The sequence below is a fragment of the Microbispora sp. CL1-1 genome, from assembly GCF_012034195.1.
Classification (GTDB): Bacteria; Actinomycetota; Actinomycetes; order Streptosporangiales; family Streptosporangiaceae; genus Microbispora.
This window is the reverse complement of record NZ_JAATEK010000001.1, coordinates 428,890-451,507: the sequence shown is the minus strand read 5'-3', so window position 1 is coordinate 451,507 and position 22,618 is coordinate 428,890. Positions and strand designations below refer to the sequence as shown.

Annotated in this window: 16 protein-coding genes; 9 read left to right on the top strand and 7 right to left on the bottom strand. The window is 71.1% G+C overall.

Translation table 11 applies throughout. The annotated features are described in order from the left end of the window. The first annotated feature begins 43 nt into the window (after positions 1-43). Positions 44-5,818, top strand: a complete 5,775-nt coding sequence (locus HCK04_RS02030) for a TIR domain-containing protein (protein ID WP_142645112.1) — start codon at positions 44-46, stop codon at positions 5,816-5,818. Positions 5,819-5,955: 137 nt separating this feature from the next. On the opposite strand, the gene HCK04_RS02025 is transcribed toward HCK04_RS02030, so the two are convergent. Together HCK04_RS02025 and HCK04_RS02020 are read right to left on the bottom strand one after the other, a co-directional pair. After that, positions 5,956-6,516 carry a TetR-like C-terminal domain-containing protein gene (locus HCK04_RS02025; RefSeq protein ID WP_142645111.1) on the bottom strand — a complete coding sequence of 187 codons (561 nt, stop codon included), beginning with the start codon at positions 6,514-6,516 and terminating at the stop codon, positions 5,956-5,958. After that, positions 6,509-7,345, bottom strand: a complete 837-nt coding sequence (locus tag HCK04_RS02020) for an alpha/beta hydrolase (protein WP_142645110.1) — start codon at positions 7,343-7,345, stop codon at positions 6,509-6,511. Before HCK04_RS02020 ends, HCK04_RS02025 begins: the two co-directional genes overlap by 8 nt. 129 nt (positions 7,346-7,474) lie before the next feature. On the opposite strand from HCK04_RS02020, the gene HCK04_RS02015 reads away from it, so the two are divergent. After that, on the top strand, positions 7,475-8,092 hold the full coding sequence (locus HCK04_RS02015) for a TetR/AcrR family transcriptional regulator (protein WP_260617027.1): 618 nt from the start codon (positions 7,475-7,477) through the stop codon (positions 8,090-8,092). Between the two features lie 54 nt (positions 8,093-8,146). Further along, a complete protein-coding gene (locus HCK04_RS02010) occupies positions 8,147-9,304 on the top strand; it encodes a ring-hydroxylating oxygenase subunit alpha (RefSeq protein WP_205829681.1) in 1,158 nt (385 codons plus the stop codon). A 262-nt stretch (positions 9,305-9,566) separates the two neighbouring features. On the opposite strand, the gene coaE is transcribed toward HCK04_RS02010, so the two are convergent. The 4 genes from coaE to HCK04_RS01990 all read right to left on the bottom strand — a co-directional run bounded on the left by coaE (position 9,567) and on the right by HCK04_RS01990 (position 13,677). Further along, positions 9,567-10,172: a dephospho-CoA kinase gene (gene coaE / locus HCK04_RS02005; protein ID WP_142645109.1), complete on the bottom strand. Its 606-nt coding sequence runs from the start codon at positions 10,170-10,172 to the stop codon at positions 9,567-9,569. Between the two features lie 10 nt (positions 10,173-10,182). After that, a complete protein-coding gene (locus HCK04_RS02000) occupies positions 10,183-10,656 on the bottom strand; it encodes a GNAT family N-acetyltransferase (protein ID WP_142645108.1) in 474 nt (157 codons plus the stop codon). Between the two features lie 302 nt (positions 10,657-10,958). Then, positions 10,959-12,419: a 30S ribosomal protein S1 gene (gene rpsA, locus HCK04_RS01995; RefSeq protein WP_142645107.1), complete on the bottom strand. Its 1,461-nt coding sequence runs from the start codon at positions 12,417-12,419 to the stop codon at positions 10,959-10,961. 208 nt (positions 12,420-12,627) lie between these two features. Then, on the bottom strand, positions 12,628-13,677 hold the full coding sequence (locus tag HCK04_RS01990; RefSeq protein ID WP_142645106.1) for a polysaccharide deacetylase family protein: 1,050 nt from the start codon (positions 13,675-13,677) through the stop codon (positions 12,628-12,630). 74 nt (positions 13,678-13,751) lie between these two features. Between HCK04_RS01990 and HCK04_RS01985 the strand changes: the two genes are divergently transcribed. Next, positions 13,752-14,549, top strand: coding sequence for a DUF2127 domain-containing protein (locus HCK04_RS01985; protein WP_142645105.1), 798 nt, complete (start codon positions 13,752-13,754; stop codon positions 14,547-14,549). Positions 14,550-14,810: 261 nt separating this feature from the next. Here the strand turns inward: HCK04_RS01985 and polA are convergent, their stop codons facing one another. Then, on the bottom strand, positions 14,811-17,492 hold the full coding sequence (gene polA / locus HCK04_RS01980; protein ID WP_142645104.1) for a DNA polymerase I: 2,682 nt from the start codon (positions 17,490-17,492) through the stop codon (positions 14,811-14,813). A gap of 98 nt (positions 17,493-17,590) precedes the next feature. Between polA and HCK04_RS01975 the strand changes: the two genes are divergently transcribed. The 5 genes from HCK04_RS01975 (at position 17,591) to HCK04_RS01955 (ending at position 22,530) form a co-directional block, all read left to right on the top strand. Continuing rightward, positions 17,591-17,971, top strand: a complete 381-nt coding sequence (locus HCK04_RS01975) for a hotdog fold thioesterase (protein WP_142645238.1) — start codon at positions 17,591-17,593, stop codon at positions 17,969-17,971. Between the two features lie 616 nt (positions 17,972-18,587). Further along, positions 18,588-19,733, top strand: coding sequence for a branched-chain amino acid ABC transporter permease (locus tag HCK04_RS01970; protein WP_261985606.1), 1,146 nt, complete (start codon positions 18,588-18,590; stop codon positions 19,731-19,733). A gap of 13 nt (positions 19,734-19,746) precedes the next feature. Further along, entirely contained in the window at positions 19,747-20,736 is a 990-nt protein-coding gene (locus HCK04_RS01965; RefSeq protein ID WP_142645102.1) for a branched-chain amino acid ABC transporter permease, read from the top strand. Beyond that, positions 20,726-21,655, top strand: a complete 930-nt coding sequence (locus HCK04_RS01960) for an ABC transporter ATP-binding protein (protein ID WP_142645101.1) — start codon at positions 20,726-20,728, stop codon at positions 21,653-21,655. Before HCK04_RS01965 ends, HCK04_RS01960 begins: the two co-directional genes overlap by 11 nt. Continuing rightward, positions 21,652-22,530, top strand: coding sequence for an ABC transporter ATP-binding protein (locus HCK04_RS01955; RefSeq protein WP_142645100.1), 879 nt, complete (start codon positions 21,652-21,654; stop codon positions 22,528-22,530). The genes HCK04_RS01960 and HCK04_RS01955 overlap by 4 nt, the downstream gene beginning before the upstream one ends. Positions 22,531-22,618 lie beyond the last annotated feature (88 nt).

The window sequence follows — 22,618 nt, the reverse complement described above, 5'->3', positions numbered from 1 at the left end:
AACCCCCTCCAAACCGTCGGGGGCAGCGGGGATACTGGGCTCCATGACGCACACGGGGCGGGGGGACGCGCGGACCGAGATCTTCGTCAGTTACTCTCCCGCCGACGAGCGGTGGGCGACGTGGATCGCCTGGCAGCTCGAAGCCGCCGGTTACCGCACGATGCTGCAGGCGTGGGACTTCGTCCCGGGCACCAACTTCATCGACTTCATGGACCGCGGGGTCAGCGAGGCCGACCTGGTCGTCGCCGTGCTCACCCGCAACTACCTGGGTTCCCGGTACGGCAGGCTCGAATGGCAGGCGGCCCTGCGCGCCGTTCCGGACAACCCGTCCAACAAGCTCGTGACGGTGCGGCTGGAGGACGTCTCGCTCGACGGCCTGCTGTCCACGATCACCTGGGTCGACCTGCTCGGCGTGACCGACCCCGGCGAGGCGCGGCGGCTGCTGCTGACCCGGATCAGGCAGGCGCTGGCCGGCCGGGCCAAGCCGGCCGAACCGCCCCGGTTCCCCGGGGGGCCGGGCGCGCGCGCCCTCCATCCGCCCGCCGAGCCCGAGCCCCCCGCCGTACGGGTGCCCCGGCCCCGGCGCGCCCCGGCGGCCGAGCCCGCGTTCCCCACGGCCGAGCGCGCGGGCGGCGCCTCCTCGGTGACCGTGCTGCACGTCGCCGGGCCCCGGTTCGGACGCGGCCTGGCCGAGGCCGACGAGCCGCTCGACGCGGGCGAGCTGCAGGCGAGCGTGTGGGCCGACCTGACCCGCCTCGCCGACGCCGGGATGCCCCGACCCGACCTGCTGATGGTCACCGGCGACCTCACCGAGTCGGGCAGCATCCGCGAGTGCGAGCAGGCCCTCGCGTTCCTCACCGGGCTGCGCGTGCTGCTGGGGCTCGAACCCGGGCGGCTGGTGGTCGTCCCCGGGCCGCGCGACGTCACCAAGGCGGCCTGCCGGGCCTACTTCGCGACCTGCGAGGCCGACGACGTGCGCCCGCAGCCGCCCTACTGGCCCAAGTGGCGGCACTTCTCCACGCTATTCGGCGAGCTCTACCAGGGCCTCGACGGCCCGGCCTTCGACAGCGCCCAGCCGTGGACGCTGTTCGAACTGCCCGAGCTGCGCACGGTCGTCGCCGGGATCAACTCCACGATCGCGATGAGCCACCGCGAAGAGGACGACTACGGTTTCGTCGGCGAGGCCCAGGCGGCGTGGTTCGCCGAGCGGCTGCGGCCGTTCGAGGGCTGGCTGCGGATCGGCGCCGTCGCCCATCCCCCGCGCCCCGGGCTGCGCGACGCGGCCACCCTGGAACGGCTGCTCGGCTCCCGGCTCGACCTGCTCGTGCACGGGCGCGACGCCCGGCGCGGCGGGCCGGATGAGGTCTGGGAGCTGGAGGGGCTGCCGTGCGTGCCCGCGCTCGCCCCCGGCCGTCACCAGATCCTCCAGATCACGCCGCAGGGGCTGCGCCGGTGGACCAGGGACCGGCCGGAGCTGGGCGACGCCGAGGCCCTGCCGTACGGCTGGCGCGGCTGGCGGCCGCAGACCCCCGCCGCGGCGGCCCCGGAGCCGCCGGCACAGGAGCCGGAGGAGCCCGCCGGACCGGCCGACCTGCTGCTCGACCGGATCGCCGAGGTCTGCGAGACCCGATTCGAACGCGCCAAGATCCGCCGCGTCGCGGGGGACCCGCCGCGCCTGCTCGTAACCCACCCCGAGGACGGGTTCGTCCGCCAGGTCCTGATCGGCGCGCACGCCGGGGAGCTGAGCCAGGACCGGGTCGAGGCGTTCCTCGGTCACGTCCACGCGGCGGGGCTGGAGCACTCAGCCGAGCTGGTCTACCAGGGGCCGCAGCCGTCGCGGGCCTTACGCGACGACGCGATGCGGCGCGGCCTGCGGCTGCGCAGCTTCACCGAGTTTCAGGGCCTGCTCGACCTGTCGTCCTACGTGGCCGGGCAGACGGCCAGGCTGCGCGGCGACCGCCGTTATCCGCCCGAGCTGTACGTGCCGCAGCGGTTCAGGGAGCTCGACCGCACCGGCGGCGAGGTGCGCGACGACCTGACCGACGAGCTGATGAACCTGCTCGCGGCCGACCACGGGCGGTTCGTGCTCGTGCTCGGCGACTTCGGCCGGGGCAAGACGTTCTCCTTGCACGAGGTGGCCAGACGCATCCCCGGTGAGCTGCCGCACCTCACGCCGATCCTCATCGAGCTGCGTGCCCTCGACAAGGCGCACTCGGTCGCCGGGCTGGTCGCGGCGCACCTCGCCAACCACGGCGAGGAGCTGATCGACCTCAAGGCGTTCCACTACATGCTGCGCCAGGGCCGCATCGTGCTGCTGTTCGACGGCTTCGACGAGCTGGTCACCCGGGTGACGTACGAACGGGCGGCCGACCACCTCGACACCCTGCTGCGCGCGGCGGAGGACAAGGCGAAGATCGTCGTGGCCGGGCGCACCCAGCACTTCAAATCCCGCAGCCAGGTGATGACCGCCCTCGGGGAGAAGGTCGGCCTGCTGCCCAACCGGCGGGTGCTCAGCATCGAGGAGTTCACCGAGGAACAGATCCGCGCCTACCTGTTCAACCGGTACGGCTCGCAGCAGGCGGCCGACGAGCGCATGGCCCTGCTCACCGGCATCGGCGACCTGCTCGGCCTCGCGCACAACCCCCGCATGCTCAGCTTCATCGCCGACCTGCCCGCGGAACGGCTGCGCGCCGTCGCCCAGGCCGGGGAGGCGATCAGCGCCGCCGGTCTCTACCAGGAGATCCTCGACACGTGGCTGGCCTTCGAGGAGGAGCGCGTGGGCGGCGTCGCCGGGGCCCCCGGCGGGCTGACCCGCGAGGAGCTGTGGCGGGCCGCGACCACGCTCGCGCTGCGGCTGTGGGAGACCGGCGAGACCTACCTGCGCCCGGCGGAGCTGGCCGAGGTCGCCGACACGCTCACCGATCTGGCCGCCGACCCACAGGGCCGCGTGCCGTACGGACCGCAGGCGGCCCCGGCCGGCACGGACGGCGGCGCGGCCTCTGCGGGGCAGGGGATCTCGCGGCTGACGCCCGAGCAGGCCGCGCACGCCGTCGGAGCCGGCAGCCTGCTGGTCCGTACGGACGAGGGGTTGTTCGGCTTCATCCACGCCTCGGTCGTGGAGTGGCTGGTGGCCCGGCACCTGGCGGAGTCGCTCGACGGCGGCCACGCGCCGGGGCTCGGCCTGCGGCCGTTGTCGGCGCTCGCCGTCGACTTCCTGTGCGACCTGGCCGACGCCTCGCGGCTGCAGACCTGGGCCGCCCGCACGCTCGCCTCCCCCGGCGCCGGCGACGTCGCGCGGGCCAACGCCATCAAGGTGACCACCCGGCTGCGCACCTCGGCCGCCACCGACCTGCGCGGGGCCCGGCTCAGCGGCGAAGACCTGTCCTACCGCGAGCTGCAGGGCGTCGACCTCACCGGCGCCGACCTGACCGACACCCGGCTCGTCGGGGCCGACCTGTCCCACGCCGTGCTCAGGGACGCCCGGCTCGCGGGGGCGCGCCTGGACGAGGCCGTGCTGGTCGGCGCCGACCTGCGCGGCGCCGACCTCACCCGGGCCCGGTTCGCCCGCGCCGACCTGCGGGACGTCGCCGTCGAAGGCAGCCGCTGGGACCGTGCCGCGCTCATCGACGTCACCGGCGTCCCCAGGGGAGCGCCCGAGCTGCGCGGCGCGGCCGTGGCGCCCGCCGTCCCCGGCACGGGCGGCGGCACGGGCGGCGGCCCGGACGGTGGCAGGGTCGGCGCCGAGCTGGCCCCCGCCGTCGTCGGCGTGCCGTACGGCTATCACTTCAACAGCAGCCGCCTGCCCGAACCGGTCGCCTATGACCCGGGCGGGGGCGTGGTCGCCCTGGGCGGAGAGGACGGCGGCGTCCTCGTCTGCGACAGCGTCACCGGGTCCGCCCTGCGCACGCTGCAGGGCCACCGGGGCCGCGTATACAAGGTCGCCTACGGCGAGGCCGGGCTGGTGACCGGCGCGAGCGACGGCACCGTCCGGGTGTGGGACCCGGCCACGGGCGAGCCGGCGCACGTCCTGCGCGGCCATCCCGAGGGCGTGTGGCCCGTGGTCACCTCGGGCGACCTGATCGCGGCGGGCGGCGCGGACGGGATCATGCGGGTCTGGGCGTCCGGCGAGCTCGTGTGGGAGCTGCCGGGCCACACCGCCCCGATCTACACCGCCGTGTTCCTGCCGGGACTGCTGGTGACCGGCGACAGCGCGGGGGCGATCCGCGTGTGGGACCTCGCCACCGGGCGGGTGCGCCACCACCTGCACGGCCACAGCGGAGCCGTCTATCGCCTGGCCCTCAGCCCCGACGGCACCCGCCTGGCCGCCGGTGACGGCCAGGGCGTGCTGCGCGTCTGGGACCCCCGCACCGGCGCCGCGACGCACGAGCTGACCGGTCACCCCGGCCGGATCTACTCCCTCGCCTTCCACCCCCAAGGCCGGCTGCTCGCCTCCGGCGACACGGAGGGAGCCGTACGGCTGTGGGACCCGGCCACGGGCGAGGCCGCCGGCAGCCTGCCCGGGCACCGTGGCGCCGTCTACCAGGTCCTGTTCGACCCCACCGGCGAGCTGCTTGCGACCGGCGACAGCGACGGGGTCGTACGGATCTGGGACCACCGCACCGGCCAGATGCGGGCCGAGCTGACCGGGCACCGGGGCTCGGTGTGGCCGTTCGCGTTCCGCCCCGACGGCCGGCAGCTCGCGACCTCCAGCAACGACGGCACCGCCCGCCTGTGGGACCCGCGCACCGGGCAGTGCGTCCAGACGCTGCGCGGCCACGGCCGCCGCATCACCTCGGTGCGCTTCTCCGCCGACGGCGGCATGCTCGCCGCGTGCGGCAACGACGGTTACGTACGGCTGTGGGACCCGGTCACGGGCCGCCGCCTGCGTTCGCTCACCGGGACGGCCGACCGGCTGGTGTCGGCCGTCTTCAGCCCGGCCGGTCCGCTGCTGGCGACCGCGAGCAACGACGGCGGCGTCTACCTGTGGAACCCGGTGGCGGGCACGTACGAGCGGGAGCTCAACGTGGAGACCGACCACGTGTGGGCCGAGGCGTTCAGCCCCGACGGGCAGCTGCTGGCCACCGCGAACGACGACGACAGCGTGCGGCTGTGGTATCGCCCCTCCGGGCGGCAGGTCGCCAACCTCGCCGGGCACCGGGGCAGGGTCAGGTCGATCGGCTTCAGCCCCGACGGCAGGCTCGTGGCCACGGGCTGCGACGACCGCAACGTGCGGCTGTGGGACGCGCCGACCGGCCAGTGGGCGGCGACGCTGAGCGGCCACGACGACCGGGTGTACGCGGTGGCCTTCTCTCCCTCGGGCGACCTGCTGGCGAGCGCGAGCAACGACGGCACCGCCCGGCTGTGGGACGTCGCCTCGGGCGAGTGCCTGCACGTGCTCGCCGGCGGCGGGCGGCTGTGGACGGCCGCCTTCAGCCCATCGGGCGATCTGCTGGCCACCGCCGGGGACGACCTCGGCGTCCACCTGTGGGACCCGGCCTCCGGCGCGCGCGTCGGCACCCTCTCCGGTCACGGCCGCCGGATCTGGTCGGTGGCGTTCCATCCCTCCGGGGACCTGCTCGCCAGCGCCGGCGACGACGGCGTGGTGATCCTGTGGGACGTCCCCCGGCGCGAACGCCGCGCCACCCTGCTCGGCCTGCCCGAGGGATGGGCCGCGTTCTCGCCCGGCGGGCTGTACAAGCTGGAGGGCGACGTGACGGGCCAGTTCTGGTACGTGATCGGCATGTGCCGGTTCGAGCCCGGTGAGCTTGACGAATACCTGCCCGAGGTCAGGCGGCTGGCCCTCGACGAGCCGTTCTGACGGCCTCAGGCGGGGGGCTCGGCGCTCGCGGGCGGTGCGCAGCCCGGACACGCGGCGGGCTCAGCGCTCGGCGGCGTTGGGCGGCCCGGGCACATCGCTTGCGGGCGCTGCACAGCCCGGGCAGGGCACGGGAGGGCTCAGCGCTCGTGGGCCGTCAGCAGGCCGGACACGACCATGTGGATCAGCAGGGCGTGGCTCTCGTCGAGATCCTCGGCGAGCTGGAAGGCGCCCGCCGCCTCCAGGACGGCGAAGCCGTGCATCGCGGCGCGCAGGCAGCGCACCGCGTGGATCGCGGCCGAGCCCTCGAGCCCGTACGCCCGCAGCGCGGCGACCATGATGCCGACCAGCCGGTTTCCCGTCTCGGCCGTCTCGGGCCGGGGCGCCTGGATCAGCGCGGAGTAGCGGTGCGGATGCCGGCCGGCATAGGCGCGCCACCCGTCCATCAGGGCGCGCAGCGCCTCGTCTCCCGACCGGCCGAGCACCGCCTCGCTCGCGACCTCCGTCAGCTCGCCCATCACCCTCCCGGACACCAGGACGCGCAGCTCGGCGAGGTTGCGTACGTGCTTGTAGAGGGAGGGCGTGGCGACGCCCGCCCGCCCGGCGACCGCGGACAGGGTGAGCGCCTCGGGGCCCTCCTCGTCCACGACGCGCAGCGCGATGTCGACGACGGCGTCCGGGGACAGGGCGGCCCTAGCCACGGACGCGCTCCTTGAGGAACGCGAGCATCGCGGCGGCGACCTCGTCGGGGTGCTGCGCGTGCGGGTAGTGCCCGGCGCCCTCGATCATCACCACCTCGCCGAGACCCTGCGGCATCCCGGCGACGACGCCGTCCGCCTCCGCCCGGGGGTCTGCCCAGTCGGGGTCGCGGGTGCCCATGACGACCAGGGCGGGGCAGCGGATGTCGCCGAGGTGGGCGCCGGCGTCCGTGGGGGCGGACGCGCCCATCGCGCTCACGACGGCCATCCGGCCCGGCCTGCGGAGGTCGCTCTCCAGGGCGGCCAGGTAGTCCGCCCAGTCGGCGGGCTTGACGCCCGGGTAGGCGTGGTCGAGGTAGCTCTTCCACAGCCCGATGCTGCGGAAGAGCGCCACGCCCATGAGCCGCGTCATGCCCTTGCGGTAGTGACCGTTGCTCAGCAGCCCGCCCAGGTCGGGCTTCTGCGGCCGGGTGAAGGGGCCGACCTCCACGAGCGCGTCGACCAGCTCGGGCCGCTGCGCGGCCGCGATGGTGGCCGCTCCCCCGGCGAACGAGTGCCCGACGACGACGGCCGGCCCGCCCAGGTGCTCGATCAGGGCGACGATGTCGTTCGCGGTGTCGGTGCGGGTGTAGGAGTCCCAGCCGAGGCTCGACTCGCCGTGCCCGCGCAGGTCCATGGTCGCCACGCGATATCCGGCGGTGGTCAGCGCCGAGGCGAGGAAACGGTACGCGCGACGGCTGTCCCCCATGCCGGGGACCATCACGACCAGCGGGCCCCCGCCGGTCACGTCGTACGCGATCTCACCCTCGCCGATCTTCAGGAACTCGGTCATTTTCGCCCTCCAGGCTCATCAGTATAGCCCAAAGGCTAATGGCATTAGCCGCTACCGTCAAGACGGGCCGTCCCCGCCGCGAGGAGCGGCCACTGACGCGCCGTTCCCGCCGCCGCTAAGGTTGTGGAGGTGAGCCCGAGGCCCGTGCGCGCGATGGACGCCGACGAGAAGATCGACCGGCAGGCACGGATCCTCGAGGCGGCACTCCGGCTGCTGTCCCTGCAGGGCATCTCGGGGGTCAGCATGCGCGCCGTCGCGCGCGAGGCCGGGGTCTCCCTGGGGCTGGTGAACTACCACTACGAGGACAAGACGAGCCTCATTCGGGCGGCCCTGCGCCGCATCGAGGAGCAGGACATCGCACTGGTCGAGCCGGACCCTGCCCTGGAACCGGAAGAGCGGCTGCGAGCCGCGCTGAAGCGGGTGGCCGATCCGGAGTTCCTGACGACCGAGTATCTGTCCCTGCGGCTGCAGCTCTGGGCGCTCGCCCAGGCCCACGAGGACTTCGAACGCATCAACACCGAGGCCCAGAAGCGCTACCGCGCCGGACTGGCCGCGCTGATCCACGCGGCCCGCCCCGAGTTGCCGGCCGACGAGTGCGGCAGGCGTGCCGCCGACATCGACGTCATCCAGAACGGCCTGTGGCTCACCGCCCTGCTGGGGCTCGATCACGCCTCGATCAGCAGGAACGTCGCCCGCTGCGAGGAGATCGCGCTCGCCGGCACACCGGCGGCACAGCGGCAGGACTGAACGAACGTCCAGGAATATATTGAACGATCGTTCAGACGCTCGTATGCTCCGGCCATGGCTTCAGTCACGATCGACGACGTACGCCGCGTCGGCACCGGATATCACGAGGACCCCGCACGATCGATGTCGCTGCGGGCCGAGACGTACACCGACCCGCGATGGCTCGACGTCGACCTCCGGGCGATCTTCGCCCGCACCTGGCAGTGGATCTGCCATGTGGAGAAGCTCGCGTCCCCCGGCAGCTACGTGTCGGCCACCGTGGCCGGCATGCCGATCGCGGTCGTGCGCGATCGCGACGGAGCGCTGCGCGCGTTCTACAACGTCTGCAAGCACCGCGCCCACGAGCTGCTCACGGGGTCCGGCACCACGCGCAACATCGTCTGCCCGTACCACGCGTGGACGTACGCCCTGGACGGCCGGCTGAAGGCGGCCCGCCGCGCCGACGCGATGGAGACCTTCGACAAGAACGAGATCTGCCTCGACCAGGTGCGGGTCGAGGAGTTCGGCGGATTCGTCTACGTGAACCTGGACGCGGACGCCGTCCCCCTGGCCGAGCAGGCCGGAGATCTGGCGGCCGACATCGCCAAATGGGCCCCCGACGTGGCCGAGCTGACCTTCGCGAAGCGGCTGACGTACGACATCGCGTCCAACTGGAAGAACGTCATCGACAACTTCCTGGAGTGCTACCACTGCCACATCGCCCACAAGGAGTTCGTCGACCTCGTCGACATGGACACCTACGAGGTGAAGACCCACGGCATCTGGTCGAGCCACTTCGCCGAGGCCGGCACGCACGACAACGCCGCGTACGACGTCGCGGGCGCGTCGGTCACGCAGCACGCGGTGTGGTGGCTGTGGCCCAACACCTGCCTGCTGCGCTACCCCGGCCGCGGCAACTTCATGGTCCTGCAGGTCATCCCGGCCGGTCCCGGCCGCACCCTGGAGACCTGGGACTTCTACTTCGAGACGGCCGAGCTCCTGGACGCCGAGGTGGAAGCGGTGCGCTACATCGACGAGGTGCTGCAGCAGCAGGACATCACGATCGTGGAGAGCGTGCAGCGGGGCATGAACACCCCGGCCTTCGACCAGGGCCGCATCGTGTACGACCCGTCCGGCTCGGGGTTGTCCGAGCACGGCGTGCACCACTTCCACGGCCTCGTCCTCGACGCCTACCGGTCCTGGGTGGAAGGCGCCGCCGCCGGACGCCCGTGAGCGCTCCGAGCTCGACGGCTTTACGTTGTAGATTCGCTCCGCCCGGACGCCGGTGCGGCCTCCGGGCGGAGCGGCCCGGGCGATGGGAGTGCTCACTCGCCGGCGGCTCCCGGAGACCGGGTCCGCCTGATACCCGGCCAGTTCCCGGCCGGGACGGTCGTCTCCAGGCCGGCCAGGCAGGGCTCGGCCAGGCGGCGCCGCCGCGCCGAGGTGATCCGGCCCTCGGGGTCGCGCCGACGGCAGACCGACCCGGTGGCTCCTGTCAGGCGTTGTGGGCGACCCGGCCGCTCAGGTCCTGCCAGACCTTGTCGACCTGAGCCTCCAGGTCGTCCAGCGACCCCTCGTTGCGGATGACGATGTCGGCGATCTTCAGCCGGTCCTCCCGGGATGCCTGGGCGGCGATCCGGGCGCGGGCGTCCTCCTCCCGCATGCCGCGGAACCGCTGCAGACGCTCCAGCCGCACGTCGTCCGGCGTGTCCACCACGATCACCACGTCGTACAGGGGGGCCAGGTTGTTCTCGGCCAGCAGCGGCACGTCATAGACGACGACCGCGTCGTCCGGGGCCTCCCGCTGGAGCCGCTCGCTGCGCTCGCCCACCTTGGGGTGGACGATGCCGTTGAGGATCTTCAGCTTCTCGGCGTCGGCGAAGACGATCGCGCCGAGCCGTTCCCGGTCGAGGCTGCCGTCGGGACGGAGCACGTCCTCGCCGAACGCCTCGACGATCTCCGCGAGCCCGGGGGTGCCCGGCTCGACGACCTCTCTGGCGATCTTGTCCGCGTCGACGACGACCGCGCCGCGGGCCGCGAGCAGCCGCGCCACCTCGCTCTTGCCCGAACCTATGCCGCCGGTGAGCCCAACTTTCAGCACGTGCCGCAGCCTATCGGGCCGGCTGATGCCGGGGCTCCCGGCGCAGGTGGACCAGGGTCAGGTGGTCCTGCACCCGCTCGCGCTGGGTCTCCCGATAGCCGAGGCGGCGGTAGAGCCGCAGGTTGCCGCCCGACAGATGGCCCGTGAACAGGTCGAAGGCCGTCGCCGTGGGCACGGCCTCGTGCATCGCGGCCAGCAGCGCGCTGCCGATCCCCTGCCCCTGCCGGTCGGGCGCGACCACGAGCCGGCCCACGAGGCAGGTCGAGCCGGACATCTGGCCCCGGACCGCGCCGACCAGCCGCCCGCCGTCCATCGCCTTGAGCACGACCGCCGTCTCGATCACCGTACGCACCTGGTCGAGCGACTCGACGAGCGGCGCGATGAACGGGTCGCCGTAGAGCTGCGCCTCGGTGACGTACGCCGCCCGCTGCAGGGTGAGGATCTCCCCCGCGTCCACGGGCAGGGCCCTCGTGATCTCCACCACGAGGGCCACCCTATCGGCACGCCCCGCTCCGCAGGGCCGGGCACCCGGACGTCACTCGCCGCGCACCGCGTATCGCAGGATCACGTTGTCCGAGCCGTCGCCGCGCCGGGTCTCCAGGAGCCGCAGCGGCGGCACCGGCCCGGCGCTCTCGATCACGGGACCCATCCTGCCGCCCATCGGGGCGAGGCGTCCCCCCCGCATGGGAAAACCGCCCGGACATGGCGAAAGGCCCCGCCGAAGCGGGGCCTTTCGTGATGCTGTGGAGGACTGGCCGTTGACCTCCGGTCAGAAGAGACCGGGTGTCAGCTCTGGCCGCCCGCCAGCTTCTCACGCAGGGCCGCGAGGGCCTCGTCGGAGGCGAGGGCGCCGCCGCCGGACTGCGTGCTGGTCTCGCCGCTGTAGGACGACGGAGCGGCCTCGCTGGCCGCCGCCTCCTCCTGGCGGGCCTTCTCGATCTGCGAGCGGTGCGCCTCGAAGCGGGCCTGGGCCTCGGCGTACTGCCGCTCCCACTCCTCACGCTGCTTGTCGAAGCCCTCGAGCCACTCGCCGGTCTCGGCGTCGAAGCCCTCGGGGTAGATGTAGTTGCCCTGCTCGTCGTAGGTCGCCGCCATGCCGTACAGCGTGGGGTCGAACTCGACCTCGGCGCCGACACCCTCGTTGGCCTGCTTGAGGGACAGCGAGATGCGGCGGCGGTCCAGGTCGATGTCGATGATCTTCACGAAGATCTCGTCGCCGACCTGCACGACCTGCTCCGGGATCTCCACGTGGCGCTCGGCCAGCTCGGAGATGTGGACCAGGCCCTCGATGCCCTCCTCGACCCGGACGAAGGCACCGAACGGCACCAGCTTGGTGACGCGGCCGGGCACGACCTGACCGATCTGGTGGGTCCGGGCGAACTGCTGCCACGGGTCCTCCTGCGTCGCCTTGAGCGACAGCGAGACCCGCTCGCGCTCCATGTCGACGTCGAGAACCTCGACCGTGACCTCCTGGCCGACCTCGACGACCTCGGACGGGTGGTCGATGTGCTTCCAGGACAGCTCGGACACGTGCACCAGGCCGTCGACGCCGCCGAGGTCCACGAACGCACCGAAGTTGACGATCGAGGAGACGACGCCCTTGCGGACCTGGCCCTTCTGCAGGGTGTTGAGGAACGTCTGGCGGACCTCGGACTGCGTCTGCTCCAGCCAGGCACGGCGGGACAGGACCACGTTGTTGCGGTTCTTGTCCAGCTCGATGATCTTGGCCTCGAGCTCGCGCCCGACGTACGGCTGAAGGTCGCGGACGCGGCGCATCTCCACCAGGGAGGCGGGGAGGAAGCCGCGCAGACCGATGTCGAGGATCAGGCCACCCTTGACGACCTCGATGACCGTGCCGGTGACGATGCCGTCCTCGTCCTTGATCTTCTCGATCGTGCCCCAGGCGCGCTCGTACTGGGCGCGCTTCTTGGACAGGATGAGGCGGCCTTCCTTGTCCTCCTTCTGGAGGACCAGGGCCTCGACGTGCTCTCCGACCTCGACGACCTCGGCCGGGTCGACATCGTGCTTGATCGAGAGCTCGCGCGACGGGATAACGCCCTCGGTCTTGTAGCCAATGTCGAGCAAGACCTCGTCTCGATCGACCTTGACAACGGTGCCTTCAACGATGTCCCCATCGTTGAAGTACTTGATGGTCTCGTCGATCGCGGCGAGGAAGGCCTCCTCGGAACCGATGTCGTTGACCGCTACCTGCGGGGTGCTCGAGGTGGCCTCAGTGCTGCTCGTCATGTGTGGAATTGCTCCGAACCGGACAGATGTCGTTGTGACAGAAGCGCGGCGGGCCGTTTTTCGTTCACCGGATGATGCTGCTTTCCTGGTAGCCACCAGATGACCGAGCGCGAGCCCGCTCCGTCCGTGACGCGCGCGAGCCCACAGCGCAGCGATCAGCATATGAGACGGAGCGAGCCGGGTCAATCCGAGGCAACCAGGCGAACGGCTAGTAGGTGATCACCGACTTCGCGCGGGACGGCGAGAGCGTTGCCCGGAGTTTACGCGGCACCGAGACTCGGGCCGGATCCCCATCCGACGTATAACGCTCTCCTGGGTGTTTGTCGAGCCAATCCAGCCAGTAGGTCGTGCACCAGCGCCGGCATTCGCCGTGTTTTCCGTTGGACTGGATCCTCGGGATCGCGTAGCGCGGGAAACTTTTCGCGTAGGGCGAAACCGTGGGCTCCGCCCCGGCGAGGAAGACGGCGTCGAAGCGGTAGCGGGTGCCGTCCCAGGTGCCGTCGTGCGCCTTGCTCCGTTTCCTCGGCATCGACCCGTACGGCAGCGCGAAGGTCGTCGAGGCCGGCACGCCGATCTTCTTCAGCAGCCGCTGCTGCCGCACGATCTGCTCGGCGACCTTCTTGTTCGAAAGCCTGCGGAGATCGGGATGGGAGTAGGTGTGGTTGGCCACCTCGAAGCCGTGGTCGAGCAGCCACTTCACCGCCTGTTTCTGCTGCTCGCGGTCCCGCAGGCCGAAGGGGTCGTGGTTGACGTAGAAGGTGGCGGCAGGCCGGAAGGTCGGAAACTTCGCCGCGACCTCGAAGATGATGCCGACGACCGTGTCGTTCTTCGGCATGCCGTTCTTGTCCAGGGCGAAGTGGCTGGGATGACCGTCGTCGAAGGTCAGGACGACGGGATGGGCCCCGGCCGGGATGTCGATCTTCCTTGCCACCAGCTCGGCCGCGGTGATCGGCACGTAGCCGTCCTTGGCCAGGCGCTCCAGCTCCTTGCGGAGCTGGGCGGGAGTCCGGTCGATGGACGCCAGCCGCTTGGGCAGGATGCGGTGATACATGATCACCGGCACCAGGCCGGCCTCGTTCGCCTTGACCTTCCTGGCCGACGCGGCGGTCGCCTTCGGCGGTGCCGCACTGGGCTTGGGCGACGGCGACCTCGGCTGCGCCGGCCGCGCCTGCGGCCGTTCCTCGCCCGTGGACCGGGGTAACAGCACGAGCACGGCAAGACCGATCACGACGACGACGACATTCACGATCGCCGTCATCCGGGCAAGGTTGCGCACAGTTATTTGACCTTACTGCCCGGCGTGTCCGCATTCGCGTGTGTTGCAATTTTCCTGTGGACTGGAGCCTGCGTGCCTGCGGACGGCACGGGCACGTCACCTACGCGCCGGACGAGGAGGCGCTGCGAAGCCGCCTGCGCGCCGACACCGCGCTGGGCGAGGCGTGGCGCTGCCTGCGCTGCGGCGACTTCACCCTGGGCCCGCCGCGCGGGGCCGGACCGGCCCGCGACGCGCCCGTCGTGCTGCGCGGCCGGGCGCTGCGGGACGCCGCCGTGCTACGGCTGATCGCCGTCTTCCGCTGGGCCAAGGCGCTGCTCGTGATCGCGGGAGCCTACGGCGTGTGGCGGTTCCGGGCCCACCACGACGCCGTACGGCGGGCGTTCGACCAGGACCTCCCGCTGGTCCAGCCGCTGGCCCGCAAACTCGGGTGGAACCTCGACCACTCGGGCGTGGTGCACACGCTGCGGACCGCGCTGGGCGCGCGGACCACGACCCTCACCTGGATCTGCCTCGCCCTGCTCGTCCTCGCGGCCCTGCTGCTGACCGAGGGCATCGGGCTGTGGCTGCTGAAGCGATGGGGCGAGTACTTCTCGGTGGTCGTCACCTCGGCGTTCATCCCGGTGGAGATCTACGAGATCGCCGAGAAGGCGAGCCCGTTCCGGATCGTGATCCTCCTGATCAACATCGCGGCCGTGCTGTACATCGCGCTGAGCAAGCGCCTGTTCGGGCTACGCGGCGGGCGGGCGGCGTACGAGACCGAGCGGCACGAGACCAGCCTGCTGGAGGTCGAGCAGGCGGGCCTGGCCCTGGCCGGGCGCGACCGCAGGCGCACCCGCCCCACCGGCCATCCCTGACCCGTCGCCCACCCTGAGCCGTCGCCCACCCTGAGCCGTCGGCCGCCCTGACCCGTCGGCCACAGGGCCGGCCCCGCTTCGACCAGCGCGCGGCGAACCCTGCCGCCCGGTAGACGGCGCAGTCCGCCCGGCCCTGCGCGCCGGGCGCGCGAGAGCGCCCGGAATGCCGTGGTCATCGCCCCTGCCCCCTGTAAGACGGCCCGGGAGGACAGCCCGGTTCGCGGGGTGCGGGAGCGCGCGGGCGCGTGCCCGGGCCGTGGGTCAGTGGCCGGCGTCCTCCCAGGTGGTGCCGACGCCCACGCTGACCTCCAGCGGCACGCTCAGGTCGTAGGCCCGGCCCATCTGCGTGCGCACGACCTCGGTCAGCTCCTCCAGCTCGCCCGGCGCGACCTCGAACACGAGCTCGTCGTGGACCTGGAGCAGCATGCGGGAGCGCATGCCCTCGATCGCCTTCTGCACGTTGAGCATGGCGACCTTGATGATGTCGGCGGCCGAGCCCTGGATGGGCGCGTTGAGCGCCATCCGCTCGGCCATCTCCCGGCGCTGCCGGTTGTCGCTGGTCAGGTCGGGCAGGTAGCGGCGGCGGCCGAGGATGGTCTCGGTGTAGCCGTCCTTGCGGGCCTGGGCGACGATCGACTCCAGGTAGTCGCGGACGCCGCCGAACTCCTCGAAGTATTCCTCCTTGAGCGCCCTGGCCTCCGCGACGGGGATGTTGAGCTGCCCCGACAGCCCGAAGTCGGACAGGCCGTAGGCCAGGCCGTAGTTCATGGCCTTGATCCGGGCGCGCAGCTCGGCGTCGACCTGCTCCGGGGGCAGGTCGAAGACGCGGGACGCGGTGGCCTGGTGGAAGTCGTGGCCCGACTCGAAGGCCGCGATCAGCGACTCGTCCCCGGACAGGTGGGCCATGATCCGCAGCTCGATCTGGCTGTAGTCGGCCGTCAGCAGCGTCTCGTAGCCCTCCCCGACCACGAAGCCCTTGCGGATGCGACGGCCCTCGACCGTGCGGATCGGGATGTTCTGCAGGTTGGGCTTCTCGCTCGACAGCCGCCCGGTGGCCGCCACGATCTGGTTGAAGGTGGTGTGGATCCGCCCGTCGTCGGCGATCTCCTTGATCAGGCCCTCGACCGTGGTGCGCAGCTTGGTCTGGTCGCGGTGGCGCAGCAGGATCACCGGCAGCTCGTTGTCGGTCTGCTGGGCCAGCCAGGCGAGCGCGTCGGCGTCGGTCGTGTAGCCCGTCTTGATCTTCTTGGTCTTGGGCAGGCCGAGCTTGCCGAACAAAATCTCCTGCAGCTGCTTGGGCGAGCCGAGGTTGAACTGCTCGCCCACCACCTGGTGGGCGGCCTCGACCGCCTGCTTGACGGCCGCGCCGAACTCGGCCTCCAGCGCCGCGAAGTATTGCCGGTCGGCGGCGATGCCTGCCCGCTCCATCTGGGCCAGCACCCGCACCAGCGGGAGCTCGACCTCGGTCACCAGCCGGGTGCCGCCGCGCTGGGACAGGTGGGCCTCCAGCGCGTCGGCCAGGTCGCGCACGGCCTGGGCGCGCAGCGCGAGGTCGCGGGCCGCGCCCTCGTCGGCGTCCTCGAACAGGGAGGTCTGCCCGCCGGGCGCGGACTCCGCCCGAAGCTCGCGGTGGAGATAGCGCAGGACCAGGTCGTCGAGCGGGAACGACCGCTGCCCCGGCATCGCCAGGTATGCGGCGAGCGCCGTGTCGCAGGTGAGCCCGCGCAGGTCGTGCCCGTGGGCCCACAGCCCGAGCAGCGGCCCCTTGGCGTCGTGCACGGCCTTCGGCCGCTTCTCGTCGGCCAGCCAGGCGTGCAGCGCCGCCTCGTCCTCCTCGGTGAGGCGCGTGGGGTCGAGGTAGGCGGCGCCGCCTGGCGAGGCGATCGCCAGGCCGTCGATCCGCCCGGTGCCGCTGCCGTACGTGCCCTGGAAGGCCAGCCCGGCGCGGTCCTCGGGGAGGGCGGCCAGCCAGCCGGCCACCTGGCCGGGTTCGAGTACGGTCACTTCGAGCTCGAAGCCCTCGCCCGCCTCCGGCTCGGTGGTGCCGAGGGTCTTGAACAGGCGCTCGCGCAGCTCTCCGCGGATCTGCACCGCGTCGAGGAGCTTGTTGACCTCCTCGCGGTCCCACAGGCCCATGGTGAGCGCGGACGGCTCCACGTCGACCGGGGCGTCGCGCCGCAGCTCGGTCAGCATCCGGTTGTGGATCACCTGGCCGAGGTGCTCGCGGAGCTTCTCGCCGACCTTGCCCTTCACCTCGTCGGCCCGCCGGACCAGCTCGTCGAGCGAGCCGTACTCCACGATCCACTTGGTGGCGGTCTTCTCCCCCACGCTCGGGATGCTCGGCAGGTTGTCGCTCGGGTCGCCGCGCAGGGCCGCGAAGTCCGGATACTGCGCCGGGGTGAGGCCGTACTTCTCCTTGACGGCCTCGGGGGTGAAGCGGGTCATGTCGCTGATGCCCCGCCGGGTCATGAGCACCGTGATGTTGTCGTTCACGAGCTGGAGCGCGTCGCGGTCGCCGGTCACGATGAGCACGTTCATGCTTTCGGCCGAGGCCCGGGTCGCCAGCGTCGCGATCAGGTCGTCCGCCTCGAAGCCGGCCACGGACAGGCGCGGGATGCGCAGCGCGTCGAGCAGCTCGAAGATGAGCTGCATCTGGCCGCGGAAGTCCTCGGGAGTCTCCGCCCTGTTGGCCTTGTAGCCGTCGTACGCCTCGTGCCTGAAGGTCGGCTCGCTCCGGTCGAAGCACACCGCGACGTGACTCGGCTGCTCGTCACGCAGGATGTTGGCCAGCATCGACGTGAAGCCGTACACCGCCTCGGTGTGCTGACCATCGGTGGTCATGAGGTTCGCGTCCTTCAACGCGTAGAACGCGCGATAAGCAAGGGAATGCCCGTCCAGGAGCAGCAGACACGGACGGGTGGGGGTCGCTTCACTCTTCGGCACATCCGCAGCCTAGTCTCCCTGTACGACAGAAAACCCGTGCTCTTCCCACAGGAGGCGTCCCCTTGACCTTGACGAATCCCGAGGAGTTCGTGGCGTTCATGAACGCGCCCGGGGACCACCTGCACCGGCGGATGGGGCTCGAGATCCTGGAGGCCAGCGCCGAGCGGGTGGTCGGCCGGATGCCCGTCAAGGGCAACACGCAGCCGTACGGGCTGCTGCACGGCGGCGCGTCCTGTGTGCTTGCCGAGACCCTCGGCTCGACCGGCGCCGCCCTGCACGCGGGCCCGGGCAGGATCGCCGTCGGCATCGAGATCAACGCCACCCACCACCGCTCCGCCACCTCGGGACACGTCACCGCCGTGGCCACCCGTGTGCACGGCGGGCGCACGCTCGCGACGTACGTCATCGAGATCACCGACGACGAGGGCCGGGCGGTGTGCACGGCCCGTCTGACCTGCATGCTCAAGGACGCCTCCTGAGGCCGCCGGGCTCGCGGGGCACGCCCGCCCGCGGGCCGGCCGGGCAAGAACCACGAAAAACCCTTACGACGCATTGGGCCTCATAACGGAACGGCTTGCGACTCTCTTTGCACGGGGGTCGCTCCGGTCGCTACCGTTGTGGCTCCAGAGCCCGTGAGAAGACCGAGTAGACAACGTGCGGAGCCGGGGAAGCTGTGTACGGTCCCAAAGGTCCTTCTCACGGGCTCATGCTTTTCTCCGGCGCCGATCCCCCGACTCCTACAGCAGTGATCCTCCAGTTGACTCCTTACATGCCCTGACCTGCGAAGCCTTTCTCACGTCAGTGACACACCATGGTCACCAATTGGTGACGAACAACCCGGAAACGGGCGTCTCAGGCTTATGCTCCGGCCACAACATCGCAGCAACCTGGACGATGTTGCGCGTCCGCAGTGGGGGCACGACCCCGCCAAGACCTGAACCAGAGGGAGCACCATTGCGCAGAGCCGTGATCGCGTTCACGGCCTTCCTGGGTGGACTCGTATTTCTCCTCTCCTCCCCCGCCTGGGCGGACGGGGAGGCGTTGAAGGGCACACTCCAAAACCAAGGCCAGCCGGTGAACGGCGTGAAGATCAGCGTGGCAGGCGAAGACGGCAAACCCGTCGGAGACGCCACCACAGGTGCGGACGGCAAGTGGGAGGTGCCGGTCCCCCAGGCGGGCACATATAAGGTCACACTCGACGAGTCGACCCTCCCGCAGGGGGTCGCGCTGAAGTTCAAGGACCGGGCCACCCTGAACGTCCAGGTCTATGAGGGAAGCGAGCGCAACGTCCTGTTCGCCCTCGCCCCCGCGGGCCAGCCGGGCGAGGCCGCCGCGGAGTCCTCGTCGGGCGCCTCCTCCTTCTGGGACCGGGTCGCGCAGCTCACCTTCGAGGGCTTCAACCTCGGGCTCATCATCGCCCTGGCGGCCATGGGCCTGTCCCTGGTGTTCGGCACCACCGGGCTCACCAACTTCGCCCACGGCGAGTTGCTCACGTTCGGCGCGATGTGCGCCTACTTCTTCAACGTCGTCCTGGGAATCCCGCTCGTCCTGGCCGCGGTGATCTCCGTGGTGATCGGCGGAGCCTTCGGATACACCCAGGACCGGTTCTTCTGGGGAGTGCTGCGCAAGCGCGGCAGCAGCCTGGTCGCGATGATGATCATCTCGATCGGCCTGGCACTGTTCCTCCGCTACGTCTTCCTGTTCTTCTTCGGCGGCGAGGGCGCTCCGTACGCGGACTACAACGCCCAGCCGGGCATCCAGGTGGGCCCGATCTCCGCCGCGCCGAAGAACTTCATCGCGATGGGCATCGAGCTCGCGGTGCTCGTGATCGTCGGGCTCGCGCTCCTCAAGACCCGCATCGGCAAGGCGGCCAGGGCCGTCGCCGACAACCCCGCGCTGGCGGCCTCCTCCGGCATCAACGTCGACGGCGTCATCCGGATCATCTGGACCGTCGGCGGCGCCATCGCGTCGCTCGCGGGCGTGATGCTCGGCCTGTCGCAGAACGTCAGCTACCAGATGGGCTTCCAGATCCTGCTGCTCGTCTTCGCGGGAGTCACCCTCGGCGGCCTCGGCACCGCCTTCGGCGCCCTCGTCGGCTCCATCGTCGTCGGTCTGTTCATCCAGCTGTCCACCGTCGTGGTGCCGACCGAGCTGAAGACCGTCGGCGCGCTGCTGGTGCTCATCCTCGTCATGCTCTTCCGGCCGCAGGGCATTCTCGGCCGGCGCGAGCGCATCGGCTGATCGGAGACCACACGTGGACTGGAACACCATTTTCGTCACCACGGTCAAGGCCTCGATCGGCCTGGAGACCGTCGTCTACGCGCTCGCCGCGATCGGCGTCAACATCCAGTTCGGCTACGCCGGGCTGCTCAACTTCGGCCAGGCGGCCTTCCTCGGCGTCGCCGCGTACGGCATGGCCGTCACCGTGGCCACCTTCCACCTGCCGTTCTGGCTCGGCATCCTGATCGGCCTGGCGGCCACCATCGTGCTGGCCTTCCTGCTGGGCATCCCCACCCTGCGGCTGCGCGCCGACTATCTCGCCATCGTCACCATCGCGGCGGCCGAGATCGTCCGGCTCGTCTTCAGATCGGTCCAGTTCAGCAGCGTCTTCGGCGGCTCGGACGGCCGGCAGAACTTCTCCGGCGACTTCTTCGCGATGAACCCCTACTCCCCCGGCACGTACGGCATCGGCCCGATCAGCTTCAACGAGCGGGTGACGTGGGTGCTGACCGTCGGCTGGGTGCTCATCGCGATCGCCTGCGGGCTGGTCTACCTGCTCATGAAGAGCCCGTGGGGCCGCGTGCTCAAGGCCATCCGCGAGGACGAGGACGCCGTGCGCAGCCTCGGCAAGAACGTCTTCTCCTACAAGATGCAGGCGCTCGTGCTCGGCGGCGTGATCGGCTGCTTCGGCGGCTTCCTGTTCGCGCTCGGCCAGGCGTCGGTGCAGCCCGACCTGTTCAGCACGGAGTTCACCTTCTACGCGTACACGATCGTGATCCTCGGCGGCGCGGCCCGCGTCTTCAGCCCCGTCGTCGGCGCCGCGATCTTCTGGGTGCTGCTGGTCTTCGTCGGCAACACCCTCAGCGAGGCCGTGAGCGCCGGGCTGCTGCCCTCGTTGTTCACCGTGAACAACATCGGCGCGGTCCGCTTCATGCTGGTCGGCCTCGGCCTGATGCTCCTGCTCATCTTCCGGCCACAGGGCATCTTCGGTGACAAGAGGGAGATCGCGCTCGATGCACGCTGACACCACCCAGAGCAGGAAAGCGGCGGCGGTGGCCGCCTTCGCGGGCCTCGACCGCGAGCCCGGCGTGCCCAAGCCCGACCCCATCCTCGTCGTCGACAAGGTCGTACGCCGGTTCGGCGGCCTCACCGCCGTCGACGTCGACCACGTCGAGGTCCAGCGCGGGTCGATCACCGCGCTGATCGGGCCGAACGGCGCGGGCAAGACCACGTTCTTCAACCAGCTCACCGGCTTCGACAGCGCCGACGAGGGGTCCTGGACGTTCAACGGCAAGCAGCTCAAGGGCATGCCCGCCCACCGGGTGGCCCGTGCGGGCATGGTCCGCACGTTCCAGCTCACCAAGGCCCTGTCGAAGCTCACCGTGATGGAGAACATGCGGCTCGGCGCGCAGAACCAGCTCGGCGAGAACTTCTTCCGCGCGCTGATCCCGGGCAGCTGGCGCCGCCAGGAGGACGAGATCACCGAGCGCGCCGAGGAACTGCTCGAGCGCTTCAAGCTCGCCGCCAAGCGCGACGACTTCGCCGGCTCGCTGTCGGGCGGCCAGCGCAAGCTGCTGGAGATGGCCCGGGCCCTGATGGTCGGCCCCGAGCTGGTGATGCTCGACGAGCCCATGGCGGGCGTGAACCCGGCCCTGACCCAGTCGCTCCTCGGGCACGTGAAGGACCTCCGTGAGGAGGGCATGACCGTGCTCTTCGTGGAGCACGACATGGACATGGTGCGCGACATCAGCGACTGGGTCATCGTGATGGCCCAGGGCGCGGTGATCGCGGAGGGGCCGCCGGACACCATCATGTCGGACCCGCGCGTGGTCGACGCCTACCTGGGCGCCCACCACGACGCGCCGATGTCCGCCGAGGAGTTCGAGGAGCAGCTGCAGGAGGCCGAGGCCGAGCTGGAGTCCGAGATCGAGGAGAAGGCATGACCGCCCCCACTCCGGAAAACCCCGCGGAGCCGGACCGCGACGCCGCGGCGGGCGAGGCCGGCGAGCCCACGCCGGTCGCGGCCGCGGAGGAGGACGACGCGGCCGTCTCGCGTGCGGCCGTCGTCGACCGCTCCGACCACCTCGCCGGAGCCGAGAACGCGCTGCTGCGGGCCGACGAGCTGTACGCCGGCTACATCCCCGGCGTCAACATCCTCAACGGCGCCGACCTGTACGTGAAGAAGGGCGAGCTGATCGGCATCATCGGCCCGAACGGCGCCGGCAAGTCGACCCTGCTGAAGACCCTCTTCGGGCTCGTGCCGGTGCGCAGCGGCACGGTCACCCTGAACGGCGAGGACATCACCAGCCTCAAGGCCCACTCGCTGGTGGCCCGCGGGGTCGGCTACGTCCCGCAGACGAACAACGTCTTCCCCAGCCTCACCATCGAGGAGAACCTGGAGATGGGCGCCTTCCAGGTGCCCGGCAAGTTCAAGGAGCGGTTCGAGTTCGTCTGCGAGATCTTCCCCGCCCTCCGGGAGCGCCGCAAGCAGCGGGCCGGCTCGCTGTCCGGCGGTGAGCGGCAGATGGTCGCCATGGGCCGGGCGCTCATGACCGAGCCGTCGGTGCTGCTGCTGGACGAGCCGTCCGCGGGTCTGTCGCCCAAGCTGCAGGACCTGGTCTTCATCCAGGCCCAGCAGATCAACAAGGCCGGTGTCACCGTGATCATGGTGGAGCAGAACGCGCGGCGCTGCCTGCAGATCTGCCACCGTGGCTACGTGCTCGACCAGGGCCGCAACGCCTACATGGCCAGCGGCCGCGACCTGATCAACGACCCGAAGGTCATCCAGCTCTACCTGGGCACGCTCGCCAAGGCCTGAGCCGGCTCGCCACGAGGGCCCCGGCGGACGCCGGGGCCCTCGTCGTACGTCTGTGACCTTTTTTCCACCACATCGGCAACATGCAGGG